This window comes from Paenibacillus sp. ACRRY (assembly GCF_022346995.1).
Classification (GTDB): Bacteria; Bacillota; Bacilli; order Paenibacillales; family Paenibacillaceae; genus Paenibacillus.
In genome coordinates this window covers 201,250-227,738 of sequence record NZ_JAKRNM010000007.1, presented here as the reverse complement: position 1 = coordinate 227,738, position 26,489 = coordinate 201,250, and the positions used below count along the sequence as shown (strand labels likewise).

Sequence of the window (26,489 nt, the reverse complement as noted above, 5' to 3'; positions counted from 1 at the left end):
AGACGCTAAAATGGATTACAATAGGATAAAGCAAAACATGAAGGAGGCTTTTTTAATGAAAGAACAGACTTATTTTCAAGAGAATAGAGAAAAACATCTGGCAGAACTGAATGAATGGCTGTCCATTCCCAGCATTTCGGCCATTTCAGCTCATAAAGAGGATATTAACCGTGCAGCACAATGGGCAGCAGACGCACTGACACGTGCAGGCATGGAAAATGTAGAGGTTATTCAAACCGCTGGACATCCCATTGTTTATGCAGACCACCTGCATGCTCCTGGAAAACCAACAGCACTGATCTATGGGCACTATGACGTACAACCTGTCGATCCGCTTAACCTGTGGGAAACGCCTCCCTTCGAACCTACTGTTCGGGACGGAAAACTGTTCGCACGTGGGGCGACAGATGACAAAGGACAGATCTTCTTACATATCAAAGCAGTAGAAGCCCTGCTCGCTGAAAACAAGGAACTTCCAGTTAACGTGAAGTTCTGTATCGAAGGCGAAGAGGAAATCTCCAGCCCGAACCTGCCGATCTATCTGAATGACAATACGGACAAGCTTCGTGCAGACATGGTATTGATCTCCGATACTTCCCTGCTCGAAAAAGGAAAACCGGCAATCTCCACAGGCCTGCGCGGCCTTTGCTCGCTCGAGGTAGATCTGAATACGGCCAACACCGACCTGCACTCCGGCTCCTTCGGCGGTGGTGTACCTAACGCACTGCATGCGCTCGTATCCCTGCTCGCTTCGCTGCATGATGAGCAAGGCCGCGTGAGTGTGGATGGTTTCTATGATGGCGTTCTCCCCCTCTCTCCGGAAATGAGAGAAGAGTTCGTGAAGCAAGGCTTCAATGAAGAGCAGCTTCGCCAGGATCTTGGACTGGAGCAATTGTATGGTGAGGAAGGATACTCGTTCGTGGAACGTGTTGGCGCACGTCCAACGCTGGAACTGAACGGTGTATGGGGTGGCTTCCAGGGTGAAGGTACCAAAACCGTCATTCCAAAAGAGGCTCATGCCAAAATCACATGCCGCCTTGTTGCCAACCAAGACCCGCAACAGGTGCTGGACCGCATTGAAGCACATCTGCGTGCACACGTACAGCCAGGTGCCACGCTGCATGTGAAACAAATCGAGAAAGCCTTTGCGTTCAATACCGATCCGACCGATCCGATCCTGCAAAAAGCGGCTGACGCTTACGAGCAGGTGTATGGCGTTCGTGCCCTGTTTACCAAAGACGGCGGTTCCATCCCGATCGTTGAAAAGCTCTCCCGTGTACTCGGCGTACCTGCCGTGATGATGGGCTTTGGTTTGCCGGACGAGAACCTGCACGCACCGAATGAACACTTCAACCTGGAGAACTTTGATAAAGGGTTGTTGACGATCGTACAATTTTTGAAGAGCTTGTAAAGTTAAAAAACTCGTTACACGAGGACACTCCGCAGGGAGAACAAGCTTCCGATCGCTGTTATCCCCGGATTTCTTTGATCCTCTTTTTCAAAGGGAGAAATTCCGGTGATAAACGCGAACGCTCCGCTTCTTCAGCCTTTTTCTCCCCGCTCCGTTAATCGTGTAAATAGTTACCCAACTTAACTTAGATAGTTTCAGCATTTCCCAAAACTCATTTTACGATTGAGGCTATCTTTAGATGTGAATAGAGGTTAAGTGCAATCAAAAAGAGTGTTCCGTTTTATTTATGACGGGACACTCTTTTTGTCGTTAGACTGTTGCAATACAAAAGAGAGACTCCCCTCGGGGGAAGTCTCTCTTGGTTTACATCACTTATGTTCTAAACGTCGTAAATCTTAGCATGTGCACCATCTGCGTCAGATGGGTAATCTCCTGCTGAACATTGGATGTATCCGTACCCGCCATCGCCTGATTGGCCCGCAGCGTTCTACGGGTATTCAGCATGCCATCAATCAATTTCATGACGGTGTTTCGTCCACGATGGTCGACAATCATATATTTTTTGCGTGCATCCAGCTCTACCCATACGATATTGCGGAATGAGTTAAACAGGTGTCTGCGGTACTGCTCCATATCGGCTTCATTATAATGCTCACCATAAAAGGCATAATATCCGTGCACGTGCAGTTTTTCCGCCAGCTCTGTGAGGAATGGATCGAACTCGAGCATAGCGTTACGTTCCATGTTTCACGCCTCCGTTATGCGTGATCCGCAGATCCCGTCTTTTTTTGAGACTATTTTAACATATTACTCACCCGATTGCCTCCCCAGCGGAAAACAGTCATGCTCCCGATATTACTCCTGATGATAAAGCTCTGTTCCTTCTGCATCATAAAAGCTCAGCTCAAACTGCAGAGAAGGATTCCATATGCGTTCATCGGCGATGACCAGATACTTCTCACCACCATAATTATACTTGCGGGTCGTCCCGTCTATCGTAAGTGTATACAGGTTAGCCTGCTTCATAATCTCCGGATCGTTAATCACAAGCCCAACCGACCCCTTGATTATCCCACCAAACACGACGTCATCCTTATGATCATATCCCGATTTGGAAAAATGCTGTTTGCCTTTGAACGCATAAATGACATTCTCACCGAAGATATAATATAAGGATGTATCGACCTGTTGAATAAGGACATGATCCAGATTTTGATCCTGAATAAATGCCTCTACATCTGCATTATTAATCGATCTGTTGGCGTTGATCCAGTACCCGATGCTAACTATTAAAGCAGCAGCAACGGCAATAATTATCACGATGTCCGTCTTTCTGAATTTACGATTCATTGGTTAACCAAAACCTCTCCACCTGCTGCCTAACCGCCAATCATTCTGCCTTTAACCCATACACCCTCAATACCCAATTCCTGGTTAAGCAAAACGATATCTGCCTGTTTCCCTGCAGCCAGGGAACCTGTGCGATGGTCGATTCCGAGCAGGCGTGCCGGTGTGAGACTGGCTGCACGAGATGCAGCGTTCAGGCACATACCCACTTCCTGTACCAAATAGCGGAAGCCACGAATCATCGTCAGTGTGCTTCCAGCCAGGGCGCCGCCGTCCTTCAATCTGGCTACGCCCTCCTTCACAATCACGGGCAGGTCGCCGATTTTGTATTCCCCGTCTTCCAGTCCGGCAGCTGACATGGCATCTGTGATCAGCACGAACTGATCGGCAGACTGCTTGAGCTGGGCCAGGATGGAGATCGCCGCAGGGTGTACATGAATGCCATCAGCAATCACTTCAGCGCTGATTCTTGGATCACTCAGCACGGCTCCGGCAGCTCCTGGATTACGATGATGCAGCGGAGTCATTGCATTGTACGTATGTACTGCGTGATGAAGCCCAGCTTCAACGGCTCGCTCCACCTCTTCGTACGTCGCATCCGTGTGACCGAGCGCTGCTGTAATCCGCTGCTGACGCAGCCATGCAATGACTTCAAGCGCCCCTTCCCGTTCCGGTGCCAGTGTGACTTGACGAATCAGGCCGGGATACTCTTTTTCCCACTCTGCGAGCCATGATACATCGGGCAGTACAATATGCTCCGGATTCTGCGCACCAGGCCATTTTGGACTGAAGAACGGTCCTTCCAGATGCACACCCTCAAGCTGGGCGTATGGCATGGGTTCGGAACGATAACGTTCCACTTCAGCGAGCACCTGATCCAATCTGTCCTTCGGAGCAGTCATGGAAGTTGCAAGCATGGCAGTGGTACCCTGCGTACTGTGAAATGAAGTAATCTTGTCCAATACTTCTTGGCTTGCATCCATGAAATCCTCGCCATGGCCACCGTGGACATGGATATCAATGAACCCGGGGACGATAACGCCCCCATCGGGTACAGGCAGGGAGATCGCCTTATCACGAATAGATGCCGGGAGACCTTCAGCTGACCCGGCGTAGATGATCTTCCCTTCGGTCCAGGCGAGCAGACTATCCTGCGCCAGACCTTCAGGCAGTACCATTTTACCGCGAAGAAGATAAATGGGGCTGCCGCTCTCTTTTCTCAAATGGGCTATGCCTGTATCGTTCATTTTACCAACCTCCCAGCTGCACGATCCAACAGTACAACCACATTCGGATGGCATTGCAGCAAGGACGCAGGACACTGGGTCGTGATAGGCCCCATGAAGGCTTCGCGAATGATTTCAGCCTTTTCCTCACCGCGGGCGATCAGCAAAATTTGTTTGGCTTTCAGAATCGTACCTACGCCCATCGTTATGGCCTGAGCTGGGACTTCATCAATACTTGCAAAAAAACGGGCATTGGCCTTGCGGGTCTCTTCTTTCAGATCCACCACATGCGTGCGTCCGGTTAGTTCATCCCCCGGCTCGTTGAAGCCAATGTGACCATTGTGTCCGATACCCAGCAGTTGAAGGTCTACAGGTCCGCGATCATCCAGCCGCTGTTCATACATGGCACATTCCTGATCCAGGTCGGTTGCCTGACCATCCGGTACATGCGTTTTCGCCAGATCGATATCAATATGATGAAAGAGCTGCTCATTCATGAAGCTGCGATAGCTCTCCTGATGCTCCACCGGAAGCCCGACGTACTCATCCAGATTGAAGGAAGAAGCCTGCGCGAAGCTCACCAGACCCTTCCGGTACAAGCTAATGAGCTGTTTATAAATGCCCACCGGAGAACTTCCTGTTGCGAGTCCGAGCACAGCCCGTGGTTTCGTTTGCAGTAAGCTGGCAATCAGGCCAGCACCCGTAGCATTAAGATCTTCTTCATTTTCAAAAATACGAATGTTCATCTCACGCACCTCCATGTTGTTGAACTCGATAGGTCTGCACATTGTGATACGATTGTTCCAGTTTGGGGATAAAGCAGTCGAAATCGGCACTCATCATGCCTGTGAACAAAATATCAATGACATGCAGCAGCGCAATCCGGGAAGCCATATCTCCCCGTCTCATGCCTTCTTCCAGTGAAGACGTAAATAGCGGAATATCGGATACTCCGGCGAGCTTGTTGTTACCGTAAGAAGTAAGTGAGATCGTTGCAGCTCCCGCTTGTTTGGCGCAATGCAGGGCATCGATGGTCTCGGGTGTTTCTCCCGAATAGGACACGGCCATGGCCACATCTCCTTCACTTAGCGAGGAAGCTGACGTAATCTGCATATGTGAATCCGAAAAGGCCGTACAGCTTTTGCCGATTCGCACGAGTTTCTGATAGAAGTCCTGCGTCACGATAGATGAGGTCGCAACACCATACAGGTCAATGCGACGGGCATGGCATAATAGCTGAACCGCATGCTCCAATCTGCCCAAATCCAGCAGCCGGGTGGTATCCGCAATGGAGGCAAGGTGGTTGGCTTCTATGGCTTCCACAATCTTGGACAACGGATTGCCTGCCACGATATCCTGATAAGCCGTTTTGTTCGTTGAATGAGACAGCTCTGCGGCGAGCTTCATTTTGAAATCCGGAAAGCCCTTGAAGTGAAAGGACTTACAGAAACGGGTGACCGTTGCCGGACTGGTACCGCTTTGTTCAGCAAGATAATTAATCGTCCAGCCGGGGATATCCGACGGAGATTGCAAAATAACCTCTGCAATTCGCCGTTCCTGTGATGGAAGTCCATTCAGCTCTTGCTGTAAGGCATGTATGATGGCTGCCATGAGCATACTCCTCTGAAAATAATTTTTATATTTTTATAATAAATTAAGAAAATAATTTTTATAACTTCATTTTAATCAAGCTCGATCTGCAAATCAAGGGAATTTACTCCATGTTTAAAAAGAAGTTTACATAGACGCTTCTTGAAGCAGACAAGACGTAAGGCTTATAGTAAAGATGAAAGCAGTCTATGGATCAACGAAGGAGCACCTCCAAGTGAATCAACGACAACAACAAAAGATCATCCCTTCCTCCTGGGTTATTGCTGTCAAGCAAAGCGGTGGTCGGGACTATTATGCCCTGTATGCAATCGACTGGAAACGTGGCGGAAGAATGAGCTGGGAAGGCTGGGAGCGCCTGGAGGAATTGTTGCAGTTTCATATTCCGGTCAGGCGAAAAGCGGGAAGTCGGAAGTCTGCCTCGCAAGCAGCTGCCAAAATCGCCAAAAAGGCGCTCTATCTGCATCTGGATGAGGCCCGGTACGAGGCTTTGGAGCAGCTCTTTTATCAGCCTTTTTCGAGGAGGTCATGGAGATTGTTTATTCGAGAAAACAGCGTTATGTAGGGAGTTCATTTCTTTTCAGGATATAACAAAAAAAGCCTCTCCCTAATCCGATTCTGGAACAGGGAAAGACTTTGAAATGAACTCAATTATATTAAATTTCATTCCGTTAATAAACTACTCCAGACCATCATATCGCTTCAAAAACTCACTGGCCAGGCTGCCTTCTGTCATCAATACAACGGATTGATTTTCGAGTTCTTCTGCCTCATCATCATCGGTCATGGATATGAAGAACGTAATGTCTGCCTTGGATTGTCCGTAACGGGCAAAAACTTCATTCGGTGTTTCACTCACAACCTTGGCAATCATTTGTATCATCTCGTCCTTATAATTCTGAACATCTTCCGTTGCATACAACAATCGGCTGATATCATTAAAATGAGTATCTTCGCCGTACTGATATTCTGAGCAGCCCCATCGATAGTAGATTTCGTCCTGCTCACTGTCACACAGGCCTTCTTCTTTCATCCTGGCAATATGCCTCGCAAGCGATTCCTCCGTATTTGCCGCCATAAACAGGGTGATCCAATCACTGTCTGTTCCCAATGCACAAGCATATACTTTTTCATGCTGCATCCCTTGCAGCGTTTGCTCCAGATCGGGAAGAAAGCCGGCTCTAAACTTGTCCTCAAATTCCTTTAAAAAGTGGTTCATCTTTCTTTCCTCTCGTTTCCTATGTAATGTGTTCTATAAACTGATTATGGTTGATTTTAACTATGGGGGCAACCGCTATCACTTGATTTTGACTTGTCACTTTTATAATGGGCCACCCCGTCTAAAAAGCAAAAAAGCCTTGCCCCATTCTTCATCATTTAAAGAATAGAGAAAGGCTTTCATGCTGCTTCAACTTCCTAACTGTTATTCGCGTCAGATCTTCAGTTCTCCGAGCTTAATCAGCTCTACAACTGCTTGCGAACGACCCTTAACATTGAGTTTCTGCATCACATTCGAAATATGGTTACGCACCGTTTTCTCGCTGATGAATAACTGCCCTGCGATGTCACGCGTCGTTTTGTCCTGAACCAGCAATTCGAATACTTCGCGTTCACGGTGGGTCAACAAAAATTTGCTTTTATGATCGATACCCTTCAATGTTCACCCCTCCTTGCTCGGGTTGTGTTGGTGTAACAAGGTTAAGGGGATACAGTCAACTCATCTTATGTCAGGTCAAGGGCGATGGTTCAGTTTTATGAAAAAAATGGGCAGTCATTTGTTGCTCCTTCGTAATGGATGATACACACCGTTATGTAGTTCTGTATTTTCTTAGATTGATTACTATATAAAAATATGCCTTTGCCACTGATGTCCCCATCCGCGCAAAGGCATATTTGTTCAGCTGTATTCTACCGACGATTAGGATTCATAATGCCATCATTATTATTGTTGTTTCGGTTTAACACGCCATCACCGAGAATACCATCACGGCGCTGATTCATGGCATTGGTCGGGAAGATGCGCTCAACCATCGACTGGAACGTGTCGATCATGCCGCTAACCGGCTTGCCGTTCCGAATATCCTTCGCATAGGACTCCACATGCTCTACAAATTCCGGATTGGCTGATACATAGACATTCTCCACATTTGGTGCAAATTGCTTGATTTTCGCTGCAACTTTGCCTTTGATCTCTTCAGACGTGTTGTCATCCGAGCTATCTAAGCGCTGTCCTACACCTTGCCCTTCGCTTTTCATACCATAATGACCATCACTCATCGTACGTTCTCTGCCCGTGTTCGTGAGCCCACGCATCATGCCGAATGATCCGGTACCCATCGTTCCGTAAATGCTGCGGTCATTCCCCATATGACTGCGATCTGTAGCCGAACCGGTGTTCAACCCTGGTGCAATACCGCTGGTCGTGTACGGAGACATCGTTCCATCGCCCGCATGCACACGCATACCACCCAGATCCTGATCCATGCTCTCAGTCCGCATGGTTCCACTCGCATGATTCCGCAACGTACCGTTCATCGTGGTGTTGCGACCACCATTACCGTTAAGATTCGTTTGACTATCCATCTTGCCGGCATGACCATCTGTCAAACGGACAGCAACATAAGCGTTACGGTCGGTTAACAGCACATTGGCCGACTTGATCTCTTTCATTTCGGTAATACGTTTTGCCAGTTCGTCACTGGATTTCAGGTCAGTGACATTATGCATGCGATAACTCTTGGCACGAATGCCATCCATTCCATTGGTCTCCACACCATAACGGTTCAGCCCTCGAACTTCCTGGCCCGCATTATTGGTTTGCATATTGTTGTTATCCCGGCCATCACCACAACCTGTCAGTCCGGCCATTACAAAAATTGCAGTAGACAATGATAAGCTGATTGCTTTCGCCTTTTTGGCTGCTGGCATGTCTCATCCTCCAATGTGTATGGTTTAGGTCACAACGATAGGATGTGCTTCTGGTGTACCCGATATGCTGAAAGGATATGGAACCTGTCCTGTACAAAAAAACCAAAAGAGCGGCGCCAGCACGTTATGTGCGGCACCGCTCTTTTCCGAATCAACATATGGGTTTGGTTTATCTAACTGCGTATATCCACAATCCAGGACTACTCAGCGGAGGAGGTTGAATCTTCACTTGCAGCTTCCGTCGATGCATCAGCTGCCTTCACCGTATCGGGAAAATTCTCCGCATCCTGCAAGGCATCTGTCTGAAGGGAATATGCCCACTGACCATCCGGTGTAATCACGTAGATGATACCAGGTTCCGATGCAACGGTAAGCCCCCGGTATACGTCTGTTACATTCTCTTCATTTATTTTCTGCTCAACGGAAAGGGTGAATCGTGGTACAGCATCCTTGAGCTCGGAAGCTTTACGTACGTCGTCCGCTGTGGAGAGATTTTTAATTTTGCTGATGAGGGATACGGCATCCGTGGATTCAACCGTCTCACCATTTAATGTCCATGTCCGCTCGGCCGCACCCTCTTCCGAAGCCGATTTCAGTACCCAGGTCGCTGCTTCTCCTTCCCAGTCCAGGGAAGCCACATTCGTATCATCGAGATTAAAAGGTGTCGTATCGAGCAGATCTTGCCTTGTCAGCTCCATATTGCCGATCGACTCCGACTGTACAGCAACAACGGGCCCGGAATTCACCTGTACATAACGGGCGTCATCTGCCGGAAGCTGTCCACCGATTTTTAATGTGATGTCACGGCTGTCCTTGGTTTTGATATCCAGACGGGAAGCAGTCGAACCCAATCCATACTTCTCCAGATCGGTCGGCGTCTCTTCCACAACCAACGCCTGTTCTGCTCCGCTTAGCGCATCAAGCCAGCTGCTGATGGTATAACCGTTAAGCGGGTACGCCTTGGGTTCCACCATGCTCCATACGCCGTCTTTCAGCTCCAATTGGGCAGATGAAGAGGAGGAAGCCTCCGCATCCGTCTGGTCTGCACTAGGATCATAAATGGTGATCGACTGGATATCATCAGACTGAATGCCAAGCAACTGGACTTTAACCGCTTCTTCTTCGCGAAAATAATTCTGATTGGCAGCATAGATCCAGCCCACAATCAGTACCAACACGACCAGAATGGTCGGAATCCATTTTTTCATACGCGTCTGCGCCTCCACCATAAGAGTACTCCTATGATAACAAAGATAAGCGGGAAACCAACAATGGCAACGAAGAAAATCGTTCTGGCCTGCTCACCATTCAGGTAAGCCACTTCATAACCAGCCTGCACCCGCGGGCGAATGGTTAACCCGTCCTCTTTTTCACTTAGATAATTAACGGTATTCAAAATGAAGTCACGGTTGCCGCCATTCCCGATTTCCGAATCCTGCATGAAGATGGAAGATCCCAGGATCACGGCTTTAGGTTTGCCATCGGTCGTATCTGCTGCATATCCGAGCTCAACAGGTCCCTGGATATCCTGATCCGGATCATTTGCTGTTTCGTTTTGCAGCAAGCCCTCAATATTCGTCTCGCCGTAACTATCATCCGAAGATTGAATTAGAGGCGAGAGTGTATATTTCTCCTGTTCCTTGCTCGTCAGGGCAATCGACAGGGATAACATCGGATACAACTGACTAGCCGACAGTTTATCTGTAATGGCATGTGTACCGTATTCCGGTACAACCCATAACGGCCCCATCGTGCTGGCCTGCTGGTTGTCCACCATTACGGCATGCTCATCAACCACACCATAATCCGCCATGAGCGTGTCAATATTTTTCCAGCTCGATTTCATATCCTCGACAAAACCGAGGGACAACATTAATTTTCCACCATTGCTCAGATAGGTTCGAATGGCTTTTAATTCAGTGTCGCTGAGATCACGCTGCGGGCCAATGATCGCAAGTACGTCCGCATCTTCGGGAACCATTCCCGCCTGATTCAGCTGCAGTTCTTCTGTTGTAATGTTGTTTTGCTCCAGGGACGAACGAAGCGTGGTCAACTGATCCAGACCCAGTTCCTCATGCCCTGTCAGGAATACCATTTTCTTCATTTCGGTGGAGGACAGATTCATCAGAGCCTGTGTCAATTTTTCCTCCCCCGTGAACTGATATGACCCATCACTGCCATCCCCCACTGCTGTAAACAGACTGGCGATATCAATGACTTTATATTGATCCCCCTGCTCCAGGACGATGGAACTGCCTGTGATGCCGTATTTCGAAGCCAGCGTCGGTTCCTGTGTCAGATTATACTGTTCCATCTTCAGCTTGCTGTTCCGCTTGGTATACTCCTGAACCATGTCCGTCACTTCGCGATTCAAGACGGTATTATTGGCGTTCTCTACCGTTAATACCTTAATGCTGACGTCATCCTTTACATTGTTGATTGCGGTCAGAGACTGGTCCGATAAGGTGTATTGTTTATTTGCCGTCAGATCCAGCTGGAATCCGCCAAGCGAATTCAGAAAAAGCGTAAGCAAAATAAAAATGCCGATGACCGCTACAGACAGCACCGTACTATTCGTATGACTTAACCATTTTTTCATCTTCTCACCTCCACCGCTTCCGTTCCACGATTTGAATGCTCAGTAGCAGAAATACGCCTGAGAGCGTCACATAATACAAGATATCCGGTCCACTGAGCACACCCTTCGTGAAGCTGTCAAAACGATTCGTCAGCGCAAATGGATCAAGCCATTTCTGCAGGGCAGAACCGGTATTGCCTGCGAATGAATCAAGCATCCACAATACGAGCAAAATAATAAAACCGGCCACCGCAGACACCATCTGATGCTGGGATAACGTAGAGGCAAATAATCCGATCGCCATCATGCTGCCTCCCAAGAAGAAGAGTCCCAGCGCTGATAGCCAAACGGAAGTCAGATCCAACGTTCCAAAGAACGACATGATGAACGGATAGACCAGACTGCACAGAATAAGCACGATCAGAATGGCCAGAGAGGCCAGATACTTACCAAATATGACTTCCGTTACCCGAGCCGGGGAGGTCAGCAGCAGCTCATCTGTTCCCTGCCTGAATTCCTCAGCAACCAATCTCATGGTCAATAAAGGCACCACAAACAGCAGCATGGATAACGTATCACCGAGGACAAGACGATAATCCACAATACTGGGCTGGTAATATACGAAACTGGAGTAAAATAATAAACTTGTCATCAGCACATAAACCGCGAACGCGAAATAGGATGTGGGTGACAAAAAATATGCCTGAAGTTCCTTATTGCAAATAGCCATCATTCGTCTCATTTGGACTCCTCCTCTGTAGGAGAATCCGCAGATTCTTCTATCACCAGGTCATGTGTACCGTTATCAGGTAACTCATTGTCTAGTTCCGTTGTAGTCAGCTTCAGGAAGATCTGCTCCAGGCTGAGATTCTCCTTCTTCATTTCAAGGATCGGCAGTCCCGCTCCGGATAAAAGATAAAACAGCTCTTCCCGGAAATCTTCAGGTGACTCTCCGGTAAGCAGCATTTTGACCGTTTCCTGCTGCTCTGTGTCGCGGTTTACATCCGAAGGTTGAATGACTTCACTCCTCACCTTCTCCCAAGGTGTCAGCAAGTTATGTAGTTGCTGCTCCGTTGCCTTCACTTCAATGGATACCTTAAACTGATCCCCCATTGAAGAACCAAAGTGTTGTGGTGAACCGTCGAGTACGAGCTGTCCCTGGTTAATAATCAACATCCGATTACATAGCGTGCTGACTTCGGGCAAAATATGCGTACTGAGCAGCACCGTATGATTTTCGCCGAGTTCCCGGATGAGATCACGAATCTCAATAATCTGATTCGGGTCCAGCCCCGATGTAGGTTCATCAAGTACGAGCAGATCAGGCTTGTGGATAATGGCTCCTGCCAGTCCCAAGCGCTGTTTATAACCTTTGGATAGTCCACGCACCAGTTGTTTTTCCCGTTCCTGAAGACCCAGCCTGCTGACCATCTCACTGATCCGCAGCTTAATCTCGCGTGCCGGAACATCCCTCAGGTTCGCAACGAATTTCAAATAGGACTGCACCGTCATATCCGGATATAGCGGCGGTGTTTCCGGAAGATAACCGATCTTGGAACGAACAGCCCTGCCCTGATCATGCACAGATTGTCCATCTACCACAATCGAACCGGCGGTGGGTTGCAAGTAACCGGTGATCATACGCATCGTTGTGGTTTTGCCGGCACCATTGGGTCCCAGAAAACCAACAATCTCACCGCGCTCCATTGTGAAATCCAGTTGATGCACGCCGCGCCGTCCATCATATACTTTGCTGACCTGTTTCACTTCGAGCACATTATTCATCCTTTCCCGTTAAAATACCCGTGTGCCATCAAGCAATCCAGATGGTCTACACGGGAAGTTCCTTGTATCTTACGGGTTGTATCCTAAACCCAGCTTAATGACACTTAAAAGAAAGATTAAAAATATATGTCCAAAATGTGAACAACATAGGTTTCACCCACACGCTGTGCATTGGGGTAACGTACCATACAGTACAGGAGTCAGCATTTTGCATAATTCGATTCCACTCGCTCCAAGGGACAATATTATAGATCGAATAGGACCATTTCGATCTATAAATTGAGGATTGGAAGTCGCTTATTGGATTTATGCAAAATGCTCAGGAGTATGAGTTCCTGCACAAAAGTCAGAGGGTGAACCGTGTGAAAGTATTATTCACGTTTTTTGTACCAAGCGGTGGCGTGGATACCTTGAACCGATTGCGGACAGCCGTTCTGCAACGTCATGGCATTGAAGCGCATTTATTGTACCTTTATACAGGATCGGGTTTGCAGAACAGCACCGGCACTCCGGTCTTCACCGCGTCCAATGATGAAGAAATACGTTTTTTGATTCACAGCCAGCGTTATGACGCCATTATTGTGACTTCGGATATTTCCATGCCTGGTAGATTGAGAGGACTCGGCTATACTGGACGAATTATATTTGAAGCCCAGGGTCTCGGAACGAGAGATCAGGCACTGGAAACGATCCAGATGGCGATTCCTTACCTCCAGGCCCATTGTGACGCTGCTGTTCTGCCGCCTACCGATCACTTGCTAGATATGTTTATTCATATCTGTCCTTGGCTGCACCGGTTTGTTATCCCCAATATGCTGGACACCGATACATTTGCTCCAATTCCCGTAGACACTCCACCCTACCCCGTTCTGGCTTGGGTCGGGCGGCTGGAACATAACAAAAACTGGCGAGAATACTTGAGCATATCCAGCAAGATCATCAAAAAAATTCCCAAAGCCAGACTATGGCTGTTTCATGATCCCAGCTTGGCCAATCCCGAAGACGAAGTGATGTTCCGTCATATGCTGGCTGAATATGGTTTGGAGGATCGCATCGGAATCTTTGTCAATGTTCCTCACTCCCAGATGCCCACGTTCTATTCCATGATTGCAGCTTCTGGAGGAATCATGCTCTCGACGTCCCTTCTTGAAGGCTTTGGTTACGCGGTTGCTGAAGCCGTCAGCTGCGGCTGCCCGGTGCTCAGCACCGATTCGGATGGTGTACGTTCGTTCATTACTCATAACAAGACAGGCAAATTCTATCCTCTGGGCAATGTAAATGCAGCAGTAGATGAAGCGGTCGAACTCATGCGTAACCAAAATTTGCGTAAATCTATCCGTGAACAGGGCAGAGAGCATATGACTGCCTCTTTCTCTCCGGATCGGTACGCTATTTCCTTCCGGGAAATGATGACCGCCCTGAGCATCTTCTCATGAGCATCACAAAAAGGCAGTTCAGAACATATCTGAACTGCCTCAGATTAAAGAGATTAAGCACCTATCCATTAAATAGGATGATCCATTAGTGCCCCATCATCATGGCCGGATCCGGTTCATCCCCGGTCTGGAGCGTTTCTTCCTGCATTCGTTTTGGTTTACGCAGGATAAGACTTAGTAAACAACCGAACAATGCAATGCACGCGGCCAGGAAAAACGTGTCGTTGAAACCAGACACGAGACCCTTAATGACAGATGCAACGTCCGTACCACTTGTATTGGTCGCAATTCGGGAAGTCAGGAAACCGGTCAAACCAGCAACCGCAAAAGATACAACCACTTGTTGCGCAGCAGCGGTAAGCGGTGTGACCCGACCAACCAATTTGCGCGGAGCAGCGTTTAGCACATGCGTATTCAGTGGCATCATGGATAGACCCATACCGAGTCCCATCATCACAAGACTAAGAATAATTAGCCCCAGACCCGTCTCGGATGTAATGGAAGACAGGATAAAGAGTGCCCCCGAGATGATACCCAGACCCACGAATGCAAGGGGTCTCGCCCCGATTTTATCAAACAAACGGCCACCAAGCGGCATGCCTACACCGGATGCCAAAGCTTGTGGTAGTAGGATTAACCCTGTTTCCAAAGCTGTATAGCCTTTGATCTGCTGCAGGTAGAGCGGAATCAAGATCATGGCCCCAAACAAAGCAACTTGTGACACCCACGCAAGGATAATACCACGTGTAAAATCGGAGGATTTGAAGACCCGTAGTTCCAGCAATGGATTTTGGTGACGCAGCTCAACAATGATGAAAAGGATCAACGCTACTCCTCCAACGATTACACCTGTCAGTGTTGAAGTGGAGGTCCAGCTAGTGCCTCCCTCACTTACTCCATAGGCGAGCATAGAGAAGGCGATCGGCGCGAAAATCATGCCTAACAGGTCCAGCGCGGGTGTTCTTCCACGGTCCGTATCAGGCAGAAATTTGATACATAGAATAAAAGCAGCAATACCGATGGGCAGATTGATCAGAAAGATCCAGTGCCAGCTGAGGGACTGAATGAACCAGCCAGACAATACCGGTCCAAGTGCAGGAGCCAGCAGCATTGGAATCCCAAGCATGCCCATGATGGAGCCCCTTCTCTCAGGTGGAGCTAGACGAAAAACCATAGCCATCCCAATAGGAGCCACCATTCCTCCGCCAAGACCCTGGATAATCCGATACACAATCAATTGCTCGGGAGACTGTGCAATCGAGCATAATACCGATCCGAGGGTAAACATGGCTATGGTGAACAGAAATACTCTTTTGGCACCGAAACGATCCGTGAGCCATCCGGCTAATGGGATAACTGCCGATAAAGCCAAGGTATAGCCCGTTACGGTCCATTGGATTGTCTTCAGATCCGTCTCGAAATACTGTACCAGATTCGGAATGGCGACGTTCACGACCGTACTGTCCAGAATGACCATGATCATACCAACGATGATGGCCAAGAGCGGAAGAATAATCGTTTTGATCGAGAACTCCTCCGTATTCTGGTTAACTGCTGTTTGTTGTTTCATTGACCACGCTCTTTTCCGGCTTGGAGGAATTTCCCCTCAAGTACAGCCTTATAATCATGACTGATTCAAACATTTGTTTTAAACTGTCGTTTTAAACTTTTGTTTTAACCATGGTTTTATTTTAATGAAAATACCTTTGCTGTCAAGCTATTTTCTTATGTAAAATTCAGTATAAGCAAACACAAAAAAAGGAACAGGCTCTCTCCTGCTCCGCCAATTTGGCTAGATTTCCATCATGCGTTTTGCCTAACTAATCAGCCAGCTTAATCATCTGGTGTTCAGAGAGCACACCCAACGTCTGTCCACAAGCACTTCTGCAATACACCCTAATCTCCAGATGATAGGGCCTGCTCTTATTGCTGATAATTCGCAGTTGCCACATATGGGGTGAAACGTTCAGGTCATGAATGATGTGGTTACGGCTGCTACCCGTCGACTCTGCTCCAATATGAAAGATATGCCGATACACTTCTCCATTGGTTGGGCTGATCCCGCCGACATATAGATCCGCTCCGTCGTCCCCTGCGAATGCAACCTCCACGTCAATATACTTAATCGGAACAGCCGTTTGAAGCATGCCCTCATGGATTTCCATTATATATGCACCCACACTTGTGCCTCCTTCTGCTTTGTACGACCTGTTAATAGTTTATGCTGCCCTACATCCTATGCCAGTTGTATTCACCCATTTTTGACAGATGTACCTTCCTGCCCGGCCTTTGGCACAGCTTCTCTCATAGAATAGAAGGATAGCAGAACCGCCTGTGCAGGCCGTGACAAGGAGGTACTTATGAAAGTTCTGCTCGTTACCTACTGGGAGCTTACACAGATGGGAGGCATCTGGACCTATGTGAAACAGCTCGCTGACAGGTTGATGGCACTTGGCGTCGAGGTCGATATCATGGGAACGAACGGCGCCAAGAATGAAGTTTATATCCGCAACCTGAATCGGAACTTCTCCAAAGAGAACGTATGGCCTATGCTGCAAGCCAAGCTCAATCCGACAGATCTTCCGCAATTTACAGCCGATCCTCTCCTCGCGTATTACGAACTGAACCGATATGCATTTGAAATGGCTGCCGCCTGTCTGGGTGTAGAACACTATGACATGATTCATGCACAAGATCCCGTGGCAGCCGTGGCGATGAAGCGTATTTTGAAGAACAACACCCCCATGGTAACCAGTTATCACGGGGCACTTGCACGCGAAACCTTTTATGATGAGCAAAAATCCAAACCGCATCTTACGCTTCCAGCCTATTTGCAATCCAGACGCGGACGCTATTTCCTCTCATTGGAGCAGCGTAGCGCCGCTCAGTCCGAGCTGATTCTGGTCTCCAGCCGCTGGATCAAGAGTACACTGACATCACTGCAGGTTCCTGAAGATAAGTTCCGCCTTATTCCCTATGCGGTGGACCTTCCCGCTTACCATTCCCAGGCATCCGTCCGATTCCGTCAGCGGCCCCCTGCAGGCAAGAAGGTCATTGCCTTCACAGGCAGACTGGAATTTATCAAAGGCGTTCATGTCCTAATCAAGGCTCTAGCCAGCCTGAAGCAACTTCGCTCTGATTGGGTCTGCTGGATTGCTGGAGAAGGGAATTTGATGGAAGACCTGCGTTCCCAGGCTAATGATCTAGGTGTTGGAGGAGATATCGTATTTTGGGGCAAATTGGACAACATCCCTTCGTTCCTGCGCCGTGCCGATATTTACGTGCAGCCCAGCCTGCAGGACACACAGCCCTTCTCGGTTACGGAAGCCCAGCTTGCCGGACTTCCTGTCATCGTAAGCGGCACGGCAGGCATGCCGGAGATGGTTGAGCCTGCTCATACCGGTTGGGTCGTTCCTCCGCAGGATGTGGATTCCCTGAGCGCACTATTGAACGCCCTTTTACAGGATGACGCCACCCGTCTGCGGGTAGGGGAACAGGCTAAGGCCTGGGCGGAAAAATACCGCTCTCTGGAGGAAATGGGCATGCGCACACTACAGGTGTATCAAGAAGCGATTCAAAAAGGAGGGCACCCGATATGACCCTGCTCGTACCGAGTGATTTATATAATGGCTGGTTTTCCGTCCCTGTCTCTACACCCCACATTGAAGTCAATTATGAGATTATGAATGCCTTGGTAGAAATACTCCCCAAGGAGTATACCCTGCCTGATCCGGAAGCAATGGCTATTATGTGTTCTAATGATTAATCATATTGGGGATGCTGACCCTCTTGCTATAAGAGGGTTATTTTCATTGAACGACGATCTATATAATGAAAAAAAAAAGAGCATCCTCACTGGCCCCACAACTCAGGAGAACCAGAAGAATTGCCCTCTACTTTTACTTGTTTTATGTTTCACACGTCGGATTGTACGCATGGTTACTGCCAATAACCGCCGATCTGAAGCAAATTCAGCAAAATTGGTCGATGTTTGGCCTGAACCATTTCCATCTCGGCTTTTAATGCTTCAAAGTGTTTTTTGGTACCCATTGAATCATGAACTCGGTAACACATCAAAGGCTCGTTGAAATAGAACAGCTCGTAGACCGGAAATAATCTCAGCCACATCTCATAGTCATGGGTATAGCGGAACTCGGTGTCAAACATGCCGAACTTCCGAAATGCATCCATCTCCAGCATCACGGTACAGCCGTTAATGGGACAGCCTTCGAGCAGCACTTGCAGCATCTCCAAACGACTGCCGACCTCTGGCTGTACCGTATCCATCCATTCACTGTTTTCATTGACATAATGATAGGCTCCATGGCAGAAGGAAGCTTTTACCTTAAGCATGAATTCCAGTTGTTTCTCCACACGATCCAGCAGCATTACGTCATCCGAGCTGAGCCAGACGAAATAGTCCCCCGATGCACGCTTGATCCCTTCATTTAGGGCTGTTGCCGTCCCCCCATTCTCCTTTCGAACATAAGTAATTCGATCCATAAATGGTTTCAGCTTCTCCACATGATTCGTAGAGCCGTCATCCACCACGATAACCTCGATATGAGGATATGTCTGGTTCAGAGCACTGTGAACAGCCTGCTCAATATAAGCACAGTTGTAAAACGGGATGACAATTGAAACTTTGGGTTCCATTCGGGCCTCCCCTTTCCTCGCCTGTCTCTGTTAAACATCTATCCTTATCATATGATGGAACTGTCTTCGGTTCGCGGGCATCTGTATGGGAAAGATCAAGAATTACGCATGAGCGGATACATAGAAAAGAGGGTATTATGGCGCCTCGCTCCCATAACCCCTCAATCCCTTCATACGGTTCAACCACCCATGGCTGCAATTCGCTGCAGCAAAGGTTCACGATATCTGGACCAGACCATGGAGGCTTCCTTGCCAATCGTCTCCGCATGACGCACCGAACCCATCCCGCCGTGCCAACGATATGCCGTAAGGGGTTCATTCAGGTATGGAAAACGATATCCATTCAGCAGAATACGCAGCCAGAGATCCAGATCATGCGTATATGGAAGCAGCTCATCGAAGAGACCTACAGCTCCGAACAGATCCTTGCGGATCATGACGGTACAACCATTGACGGGATTGCCGCTCACGAAGCGGCGCAGCCAGTCAACGTCGGACATCGGTTCTGCTCCGCCATGCAGCTTGGTAACCGCCGAATGTTCATTGATGTAATGAAAGTTGGTATGTGAGGCAAGCACATGCTCCCGTTGCATGAACTCGACCTGATAACGTATTTTATCCGGATAGAGAACATCATCCGAGCTTAGCCAGACCACATAATCACCCGAAGCATGACGAATGCCGTGATTAAGAGCCGAGGCTGTGCCGCCGTTGCTTTTACCGAGAACATAGATCTGAGGCAGATAGGGCTGAAGAAGCTCCGCATGCCTTGTGGAGCCGTCGTCCACCACAATGATCTCCACGTTGGAATACGTCTGGTTTATCGCGCTTTGGACCGCCTGCGGCACGTAAGGGCAATTGTAAAATGGAATGACAACGGACACTTTTGGATTCATTTGGCCCCTCCCCCTTGCTTCCGAACATCGCTCAGAATATCCTGAAGGGATTGGGCAAATGGAATCTGAGGCTGCCATCCCAGTTTGCGCAGCAGCGATAACTCCTCCTCCTTGCCAGCCCCATCCGGTCCTGAAGAGGCTCCGTCCCAGCGGACAGGCACTTCTGCCTCTGACATGGAGAGCAGGGTATCCGCGATCTCGCCCAGACTGCGCTCCGTCCCGGAAACCACCGGATAGACAGTCCCCGTAGTTCCATGTACAAGAAGTGTGGCATAGGCTCTGACTGCATCCCGTACATCCAGGAAATCCCGTGTATTATCCCGCCCGGATAGACGAAAAGCTTCACGCTTGCCCTCTTGCTCACAGGCAACCACATGCCGTGCGAGCAGCGAACAGATACCTGTAGAGGGGCCGGCACCGATCAAATTGCCGGGCTCAGCCAGCATGATCTGCTGCCCAAACAGGGACATCCAAGACAGAGACACCATTTCTTCCAGCGCTTTGCTGAGACTGTACGGATGAGGAGGCTCTGGTTTACGGCCTGGTTCGACCGTGTATTTCAACCGGGATCCCACGATGACCGTCCGTGCTGATGGACAGCTGCGAAGAGCATCCAGTAAATACAGGACGGCCATAACATTCGTTTCCAGTACAAGCAGCGGGTCCGACCAGGAGTCGGGGACTGAGTTTTTCCCTGCGAGATGCAGCGCGTAATCCGGCTTCACCTCATCAATCAGTTGACGCACTTGCTGTTTATCATTAAGGTCACAGACATGTACAGCTACGCCTTCGCCAAACGAATGCACGCCTGCTCGCCGCACCACGGCGACAACCCTAGCACCGACGCTCTTAAAATATGCTACAGCATGCCGTCCGGTAAAACCGGAGGCACCCGTAATCAGTACGTTCTTGCCCGTTAGCTCTGCTCCATCCATAATGCCAGCTCCTTCAGCATCGTAGAATAATCCGGAAGGTCTGTCTTCACATCCTCGCGTGTGGAAACGAGGGTACGATCCTGCACAAGACTGTCATCAGGCACAATATTCACATCTTGCTTGTTCCAGGTCTGCTGGAAAAGAAGCAGCAGATCGTGCTTGCTAACAGGTTCAGGATGCGCCAGATGAATCAGGCCACTGACGGGTGACGCCAGATAATGATCCACCCATTTTGCCAGCTCAAGTGTAGTTACACCGTTCCAGAACACACGCGTATATCCACCCACTTCACCCGTGCGGGACATAAACCAATGCATCAGGCCAATTCCGCCCTTCCGGATTTCCGGTCCAATGATGGAGGTCCGAATCGTGAGGTGACCTGGATCGAGAACCTCACCCAGCGCCTTGGTAATGGCATAGGATGACGTCCCATCCGTGACATCATTCTCCGTATAGGAGCCACGGTCCCCGCTGAAGACACAATCCGTACTGATATGAATCAAACGGGCACCAATGGTGTCAGCCACCCTCCGCAAACGATGCGGAAGGAAGCCGTTAATGTGATAAGCGGTAATTTTATCTTCATCTGCGAAGCTGTTCAGCACGCCAACAGCATTAACGATAACGTCCGGGTGCACAGCCTCCACCAGACGATCCACCATATAGCTGTCATTTACATCTAGCAGCAGACCGTTCGGGTCAGACACGTCCCGGGTGGTGTAGAAGACACTGTGCAGACCTTGACGGCGGAAATAGTCGACCATAACATGGCCGGCCATTCCGTTTCCCCCAAGTATCAGGAGCTTCATGACAGGAATCCTCCGCGTTTCAGAATGTCGCGAATCTCCTCTTTCGTCATCAACTGATGTTCTGAACTGAAGCTGCTGAAGGAGACAGGAGGGCAGTTCGTGTAATGCTCACGCAATCCCGGTATGCCGAGTGTAGGGAGAATGACCAGATATTGTTCGTCGTAAACAACCGTTGTCATGCTCTCGAATTCACTCATCAGAATTTCATGAATTTTCTCACCAGGCCGGGTACCGCGCTCCACAATCGCCACGTTCTCCACGCCAGAATCCTCTATCAGCACTTCTGCAAGGTCCACAATTTTGCACGTAGGCATCGTCATGACGAAAATCTCACCGCCTACACTCTCCACGGAAGCCTTGAACAGCAACGTGATGGCATCCTTCAGTGTGAGGAAGAAACGGGTCATATTCATATCCGTGATGGACACTTGACCTTTCTGACGAATCTGGTTTTTGAAGAGATGCACAACGCTGCCGTTAGTACCAAGTACATTGCCCCCACGTACAGTCACAAATCGGGTATTGCTGTGCAGCAAATTCGCATATACGATTAATTTCTCGCCGATCGCCTTGGTCATCCCGTAGAAATTGGATGGGTTGGCCGCCTTGTCAGTCGAGATATAAATGACCTTTTCAACATGATTTTCGATGGCAGCCTCAATCACGTTTTGAGTACCAATGACGTTGGTTTTGAGCGCTTCATAAGGCTGATCTTCACATACCGGCACATGTTTGAGCGCTGCCAGATGGAATACATAGTCCACTTGCTGGCAAGCCGCCGTTAATGCTTCCTTGTCACGAATATCCCCAATTCGAAAGTGAAGACGTGGATCCTCGAACTCGCGGCTCATGGCCACCTGGCTTGATTCATTACGGGAATAAACGATTATTTCCTTTGGATTTTGGGGCAGCAGTTGGGCCACAAGCTCATACCCCCATGATCCAGTACCGCCTGTCACGAGTATACGTTTATTTTCAAACATGTATTTTCCCTCCAAGCAGAAATTTGACCACTTTACCGGATACATCTGTTGCCTTGTAGCCTTGCGGGCATTCCCAGTCACTTGCAATCTCCGTCATGACCTTCACACATCCCGCAATGCGGGCTGCATCCAGACCGGAGACTACGTTGCTGCCGCAGTCCACCGTTTCCGGACGTTCGGTTGTCCGTCGCATGGTTACTGTGGGCACACCCATGATGCAGCATTCTTCCTGAACGGTACCGCTATCCGTCAGCGCACAGCGCGCATGACGTTCCAGCATGACGAAGTCAAAAAATCCGAACGGTTCGTGAAATTCCACAAGCGGATTCATCTCCAGCTGCAAATGTTCTGCGATACGGATGGCCGTTCGGGGATGGATGCTGCAGATCACCCGCAGGCCGTGTTCTTCCGCAACCTGGTTCAGACCTTTCATAATCTCCAGCAGATGAGGCGGATGATCTACATTTTCTGCCCGGTGGGCGGTTACCAAAAAGTACTGCCCGGACTTCAGCTTTAGCTTTTTCAGTATTTTGCTGGCGTTCACCTGGGCGTCATAATGACGCATGACTTCATATATCGGATTACCCGTGAGCACAATTCGCCGACTGGGCACACCTTCATTAACCAAGTGCTTCTTGCTCTGTTCGGTATAAGGCATATTAATGGTCGATATGGCATCAATGACCTTTCGATTTTTCTCTTCAGGTACATCCAGATCGAAGCATCGATTGCCTGCCTCCATATGAACGACCGGAATCCCCATGCGTTCAGCCAGCACGGCACAGAGTGCACTGTTGGTATCACCCAGCAGCAGCACTTTATCCGGCTTTTCCTGAAGCAGCAGATCTTCCATTTGAGTAAACATGGAGGATAGCTGACGGCCCAGCGAGGCAGCTTCGTCCTGAAGGACGTAATCCGGCGCACGCAGGCCCATTTCCTTGAAAAACTGACCGCTGAGACTTTCCGTGAAGTTCTGTCCTGTGTGCACAAGAATATGCTTGGACGCGTACTGGTCCAGCTTGGAAATGATCAGGCTAAGCCGGATAATCTCTGGTCTCGTGCCCAGCACCGTCATGATCTTCATCGTTATCCCGCCTTCATCGTGTATTGGAACCTTTCCGGCGCGCCCGGCGTCTTGACCTGGCAGTCGTGCGCTTGCGAGCCGTTGGTTTCGCCCTGTACAGATGCTTTCTCTTTTGCTGAGTTGCCTTCCGGGTTCGCTTTTTTGCTCTCGTTTTTCGTTTGCTGACCTTGCTCGCGGGACGCTTTTCAACCACATCAGCGGGAACAGGATGACCTACGGCAATCGGCGGAAGTGGAGAAAGTGGCAATGCCTGAATAACCGACAGCGGGAACAGAAGTGCTCTGACTGCCCCCGGATCTATAGCAAGCACTGTACGCAACCCGCCTTCTCCCCAGGTGTACACCGGGCCGTTTGGCGCCTGAATGTAAGGGAACCAGCCGGGATACCTTAGCAACCACTGTGTCACCATCGTATGCATGCCGGCTCTGTAGGTTTCAATTCCATACAATCGTTCCGCTTCTGCCCGGCCTCGCCAGGCAATATCGGACGCCATCTCCGTGTCGTTCAGCAGGGTCGTTGCCAAGACGGCAAGTGCATTGCTGTCTCCCGGAGGAGCAAGAAATTGGCCGCTGCCCACCCCTTCCAGCAACTCCGATAAACCACCCTGGGCAAAAGCGATAACCGGTTTGGCAAAATAAACGCCCTCCAGCGCAGTCATGCCAAAGCCTTCCTTGACCATGCTTGGAATAACCACCATATCCATCGCTGTATAGGCAAGAGATACATTTTCTTCAAATGTCGTAAAGGTAAATCTTCGGGCATATCCAGACTTCTTCACCCGTGCTACGCATTCGTCATAGTACTTTTTGTCTGCTGGCGCACCAATGATCCAGTACCTGGCTTTCGAGTGGGTTTCGCAAAGCTGCAGAGCCATGTCAATAAAAGGCCTCAGCCCTTTGGCATCATATATAAAAGAAGAGATATATCCGATACAGACATGCGAGTTCCTGAAACCGAGCTCCTTGCGCTTGCGTTCACGCAAATGAAGCCAGCGGTCCGGGGCAGGCAGTGCCGGGTCCCAGGTTGGTGGAAGAACCGACAGCTTCCCGCTCATGCCCGCATGTTTGAACGGGGCCGAAGCTGTCTCGGATATGCCGATAATCCAGTCCGAATATCGGTCTATCATCTGCACGGCCTCGTCTGTATGAGCGTTGATCTGAATAATCTCCGTAATCTTCCAGATGACCGGAATCTGCAGCGATTTGGCTGCCACGGCAGGCAACACATTCACACAGGTATTCGTCAATACCAGCGCAGGAGAAGTTTCCCTGATGAGGGAAACCACGTCCTGATAAGCTGGTGTATGGCGAAGCTGTTCTGCATCATTTGCAATGCCCTGGTAGGGTGTGTACACACCGTGAAGCATGGGCAGCGAGCATATCTTGACCTGAATGTCGAACCTCCGCGCAAGTCCGGCGAGCTTGCCTTCCTGTGGGGCAACAAGCACGCAGTCGAAGATGGAGCCCATTTCCCTCATAAAATGGAGCAATAGTTTCTCTGCCCCCGTAATACTCCGGGTATTGCACACATGGGAAAACAACATGAGTTTCGGTTTAGTCGCCATGGCTGCACGGACTACTGCATGAATATCGCATGCAGGTCTGTGCACACCTCCTCCCGACCGGAAATTAAGGGAATATGATTGTCAGCATTTCATTAATCCTTCTGCCATACGTGTGTTCCTTGAGCGTCCGTTCCAATCCGCGGAGGGCGATTTCACGGCGCTCTTTCTCGTGAGTAAGATAGTATTCAACCTTGTCGAGCAGCTCTTGGGGAGAAGAATAGGTTTCGATCTCCACGCCTGGCTTATAGAACCGCGCCAGGTCATCACGCGCATCCGTCAGCTGCAGTGTCGCGGAAGCCGAGATCTCAAATGTTCTTGGATTCGGCGAAGCTGGTGGTATTTTGAGATGGTTGTTATTGACAGAATCGTCTTCGTGGGAACGGTGAAGGTTGATCACAATTTTGGTGCCGTTATACACGTCATTGGTTTCCTGCGGACTCATCCAGCGTCCATGCTCGATCTTCTCACCATAGGCTTCATAGTCAGGCAGTCGGTCCCACCAGATACCATTAAATACCGTATTGTGTGACATGATCTGTGCCATGATTGGATTGAAGAAGTAGACCCGGTTCCAGTAGGCAGATCCGATAAAACTGACGTCCCGGTGCAAGGCAGATGGCGTCGTGATCGGGAAGTAATGATTGGTGAATGCAGCAAACGGCAGGTAGTGTACAGACGCACAGCCGCTCTGACGGTACAGCTCTACGCAGTTCAATTCCAGTGTGAAGATATGATCGAAGTGATGGACACGTTCCATCGTCATATCCGTGTAGTACGGATCATCCGTCAGCCAGATTGCTGTTGGAATGCCAGCCTGGCGAATCGCATCAATATGCTCGAGCGGAATGTCCATGCCATCCAGGACAAGAACCAGATCGGGGCGATTTTGCAGTGCAATTTCAGAAACCGGCTGCCGCGGATCAGTCAGCGTCACCTGAGCAACCATGCCTTGCAGGGTGGCCATAATCGCCTCATCCAGCGGTGAATAGGGAAATCCTTTACCCGAAGAGACATACAGGACGTGGATCTGCCGAAAAGGCAGCGGTTCCTGTGCACAATTGACTATATAGTTGGCACGCCCGCGCAGATACCCTTCTTCCTTGCCTGCATCATAACCGGCATGCTGCCCGTTTTTGCGGGCCTGCTCAGCCAGGCTGAGCACTGGTGTATGAAAATTCCTCTTTTTACGGTGTTTGATAGACATACCGCCACTCCTTCTGTTTGAAATAACGTTCGTTGTATT

Annotated in this window: 27 protein-coding genes; 5 read left to right on the top strand and 22 right to left on the bottom strand. The window is 49.3% G+C overall.

Features of this window, described 5'->3' with window-relative positions:
• Positions 1 to 55: 55 nt before the first annotated feature.
• Positions 56 to 1,411 carry a dipeptidase gene (locus tag MH144_RS22665; RefSeq protein ID WP_239304352.1) on the top strand — a complete coding sequence of 452 codons (1,356 nt, stop codon included), beginning with the start codon at positions 56 to 58 and terminating at the stop codon, positions 1,409 to 1,411.
• Positions 1,412 to 1,783: 372 nt separating this feature from the next.
• On the opposite strand, the gene MH144_RS22660 is transcribed toward MH144_RS22665, so the two are convergent.
• The 5 genes from MH144_RS22660 to MH144_RS22640 all read right to left on the bottom strand — a co-directional run bounded on the left by MH144_RS22660 (position 1,784) and on the right by MH144_RS22640 (position 5,595).
• Complete coding sequence (locus MH144_RS22660; RefSeq protein ID WP_127539013.1) at positions 1,784 to 2,155, bottom strand: hypothetical protein; 372 nt, start codon at positions 2,153 to 2,155, stop codon at positions 1,784 to 1,786.
• 111 nt (positions 2,156 to 2,266) lie between these two features.
• The gene (locus tag MH144_RS22655) at positions 2,267 to 2,761 is read right to left on the bottom strand and encodes a hypothetical protein (RefSeq protein ID WP_239304350.1); all 495 of its coding nucleotides are present in this window, start codon (positions 2,759 to 2,761) and stop codon (positions 2,267 to 2,269) included.
• A 29-nt stretch (positions 2,762 to 2,790) separates the two neighbouring features.
• Positions 2,791 to 4,005, bottom strand: a complete 1,215-nt coding sequence (gene nagA, locus MH144_RS22650) for an N-acetylglucosamine-6-phosphate deacetylase (protein WP_239304348.1) — start codon at positions 4,003 to 4,005, stop codon at positions 2,791 to 2,793.
• Positions 4,002 to 4,730, bottom strand: a complete 729-nt coding sequence (nagB, locus tag MH144_RS22645; protein WP_239304346.1) for a glucosamine-6-phosphate deaminase — start codon at positions 4,728 to 4,730, stop codon at positions 4,002 to 4,004. The genes nagA and nagB overlap by 4 nt, the downstream gene beginning before the upstream one ends.
• Before the next feature lies 1 nt (position 4,731).
• Positions 4,732 to 5,595, bottom strand: a complete 864-nt coding sequence (locus tag MH144_RS22640) for a MurR/RpiR family transcriptional regulator (RefSeq protein WP_239304344.1) — start codon at positions 5,593 to 5,595, stop codon at positions 4,732 to 4,734.
• A gap of 214 nt (positions 5,596 to 5,809) precedes the next feature.
• Here MH144_RS22640 and MH144_RS22635 point away from each other — a divergent pair, with 214 nt between their 5' ends.
• Positions 5,810 to 6,157: a hypothetical protein gene (locus MH144_RS22635; protein WP_239304342.1), complete on the top strand. Its 348-nt coding sequence runs from the start codon at positions 5,810 to 5,812 to the stop codon at positions 6,155 to 6,157.
• A gap of 114 nt (positions 6,158 to 6,271) precedes the next feature.
• On the opposite strand, the gene MH144_RS22630 is transcribed toward MH144_RS22635, so the two are convergent.
• From MH144_RS22630 to MH144_RS22600, 7 genes are all read right to left on the bottom strand, one after another.
• Positions 6,272 to 6,811 (bottom strand): DUF4303 domain-containing protein, encoded by a 540-nt coding sequence (locus MH144_RS22630; protein WP_239304340.1) that lies wholly within the window; start codon positions 6,809 to 6,811, stop codon positions 6,272 to 6,274.
• A gap of 213 nt (positions 6,812 to 7,024) precedes the next feature.
• Complete coding sequence (locus MH144_RS22625; RefSeq protein ID WP_017692532.1) at positions 7,025 to 7,249, bottom strand: helix-turn-helix domain-containing protein; 225 nt, start codon at positions 7,247 to 7,249, stop codon at positions 7,025 to 7,027.
• 251 nt (positions 7,250 to 7,500) lie between these two features.
• Positions 7,501 to 8,520 carry a YhcN/YlaJ family sporulation lipoprotein gene (locus MH144_RS22620; RefSeq protein WP_239304338.1) on the bottom strand — a complete coding sequence of 340 codons (1,020 nt, stop codon included), beginning with the start codon at positions 8,518 to 8,520 and terminating at the stop codon, positions 7,501 to 7,503.
• Between the two features lie 200 nt (positions 8,521 to 8,720).
• Entirely contained in the window at positions 8,721 to 9,728 is a 1,008-nt protein-coding gene (locus tag MH144_RS22615; protein ID WP_239304336.1) for a DUF4340 domain-containing protein, read from the bottom strand.
• Positions 9,725 to 11,119 (bottom strand): GldG family protein, encoded by a 1,395-nt coding sequence (locus tag MH144_RS22610; RefSeq protein WP_239304334.1) that lies wholly within the window; start codon positions 11,117 to 11,119, stop codon positions 9,725 to 9,727. The genes MH144_RS22615 and MH144_RS22610 overlap by 4 nt, the downstream gene beginning before the upstream one ends.
• Before the next feature lie 4 nt (positions 11,120 to 11,123).
• Positions 11,124 to 11,840, bottom strand: a complete 717-nt coding sequence (locus MH144_RS22605) for an ABC transporter permease subunit (protein WP_221807677.1) — start codon at positions 11,838 to 11,840, stop codon at positions 11,124 to 11,126.
• On the bottom strand, positions 11,837 to 12,874 hold the full coding sequence (locus tag MH144_RS22600; protein ID WP_239304332.1) for an ABC transporter ATP-binding protein: 1,038 nt from the start codon (positions 12,872 to 12,874) through the stop codon (positions 11,837 to 11,839). The genes MH144_RS22605 and MH144_RS22600 overlap by 4 nt, the downstream gene beginning before the upstream one ends.
• 317 nt (positions 12,875 to 13,191) lie before the next feature.
• Between MH144_RS22600 and MH144_RS22595 the strand changes: the two genes are divergently transcribed.
• Positions 13,192 to 14,319 (top strand): glycosyltransferase family 4 protein, encoded by a 1,128-nt coding sequence (locus MH144_RS22595; protein WP_239304330.1) that lies wholly within the window; start codon positions 13,192 to 13,194, stop codon positions 14,317 to 14,319.
• An 85-nt stretch (positions 14,320 to 14,404) separates the two neighbouring features.
• On the opposite strand, the gene MH144_RS22590 is transcribed toward MH144_RS22595, so the two are convergent.
• Positions 14,405 to 15,889 (bottom strand): DHA2 family efflux MFS transporter permease subunit, encoded by a 1,485-nt coding sequence (locus tag MH144_RS22590; protein WP_239304328.1) that lies wholly within the window; start codon positions 15,887 to 15,889, stop codon positions 14,405 to 14,407.
• 250 nt (positions 15,890 to 16,139) lie between these two features.
• Positions 16,140 to 16,499 (bottom strand): hypothetical protein, encoded by a 360-nt coding sequence (locus MH144_RS22585; protein ID WP_239304326.1) that lies wholly within the window; start codon positions 16,497 to 16,499, stop codon positions 16,140 to 16,142.
• Between the two features lie 180 nt (positions 16,500 to 16,679).
• Here MH144_RS22585 and MH144_RS22580 point away from each other — a divergent pair, with 180 nt between their 5' ends.
• Together MH144_RS22580 and MH144_RS22575 are read left to right on the top strand one after the other, a co-directional pair.
• On the top strand, positions 16,680 to 17,918 hold the full coding sequence (locus MH144_RS22580) for a glycosyltransferase family 4 protein (protein ID WP_239304324.1): 1,239 nt from the start codon (positions 16,680 to 16,682) through the stop codon (positions 17,916 to 17,918).
• Positions 17,915 to 18,085: a hypothetical protein gene (locus MH144_RS22575; protein ID WP_239304322.1), complete on the top strand. Its 171-nt coding sequence runs from the start codon at positions 17,915 to 17,917 to the stop codon at positions 18,083 to 18,085. Before MH144_RS22580 ends, MH144_RS22575 begins: the two co-directional genes overlap by 4 nt.
• Positions 18,086 to 18,258: 173 nt before the next feature.
• On the opposite strand, the gene MH144_RS22570 is transcribed toward MH144_RS22575, so the two are convergent.
• The 8 genes from MH144_RS22570 to MH144_RS22535 form a co-directional block, all read right to left on the bottom strand.
• Positions 18,259 to 18,975 (bottom strand): glycosyltransferase, encoded by a 717-nt coding sequence (locus MH144_RS22570; RefSeq protein WP_239304320.1) that lies wholly within the window; start codon positions 18,973 to 18,975, stop codon positions 18,259 to 18,261.
• A gap of 179 nt (positions 18,976 to 19,154) precedes the next feature.
• Complete coding sequence (locus MH144_RS22565; RefSeq protein ID WP_239304318.1) at positions 19,155 to 19,871, bottom strand: glycosyltransferase; 717 nt, start codon at positions 19,869 to 19,871, stop codon at positions 19,155 to 19,157.
• Entirely contained in the window at positions 19,868 to 20,806 is a 939-nt protein-coding gene (locus MH144_RS22560; protein ID WP_239304316.1) for an NAD-dependent epimerase/dehydratase family protein, read from the bottom strand. The genes MH144_RS22565 and MH144_RS22560 overlap by 4 nt, the downstream gene beginning before the upstream one ends.
• Positions 20,788 to 21,615 carry a dTDP-4-dehydrorhamnose reductase family protein gene (locus MH144_RS22555; protein WP_239304314.1) on the bottom strand — a complete coding sequence of 276 codons (828 nt, stop codon included), beginning with the start codon at positions 21,613 to 21,615 and terminating at the stop codon, positions 20,788 to 20,790. Before MH144_RS22555 ends, MH144_RS22560 begins: the two co-directional genes overlap by 19 nt.
• Entirely contained in the window at positions 21,612 to 22,598 is a 987-nt protein-coding gene (locus MH144_RS22550; RefSeq protein WP_095361348.1) for a polysaccharide biosynthesis protein, read from the bottom strand. The genes MH144_RS22555 and MH144_RS22550 overlap by 4 nt, the downstream gene beginning before the upstream one ends.
• Positions 22,591 to 23,682: a non-hydrolyzing UDP-N-acetylglucosamine 2-epimerase gene (gene wecB, locus MH144_RS22545; RefSeq protein ID WP_239304312.1), complete on the bottom strand. Its 1,092-nt coding sequence runs from the start codon at positions 23,680 to 23,682 to the stop codon at positions 22,591 to 22,593. The genes MH144_RS22550 and wecB overlap by 8 nt, the downstream gene beginning before the upstream one ends.
• A 13-nt stretch (positions 23,683 to 23,695) precedes the next feature.
• Positions 23,696 to 25,291 (bottom strand): glycosyltransferase, encoded by a 1,596-nt coding sequence (locus MH144_RS22540; protein WP_239304310.1) that lies wholly within the window; start codon positions 25,289 to 25,291, stop codon positions 23,696 to 23,698.
• 19 nt (positions 25,292 to 25,310) lie between these two features.
• The gene (locus tag MH144_RS22535) at positions 25,311 to 26,450 is read right to left on the bottom strand and encodes a CgeB family protein (protein WP_239304308.1); all 1,140 of its coding nucleotides are present in this window, start codon (positions 26,448 to 26,450) and stop codon (positions 25,311 to 25,313) included.
• Positions 26,451 to 26,489: the final 39 nt, after the last annotated feature.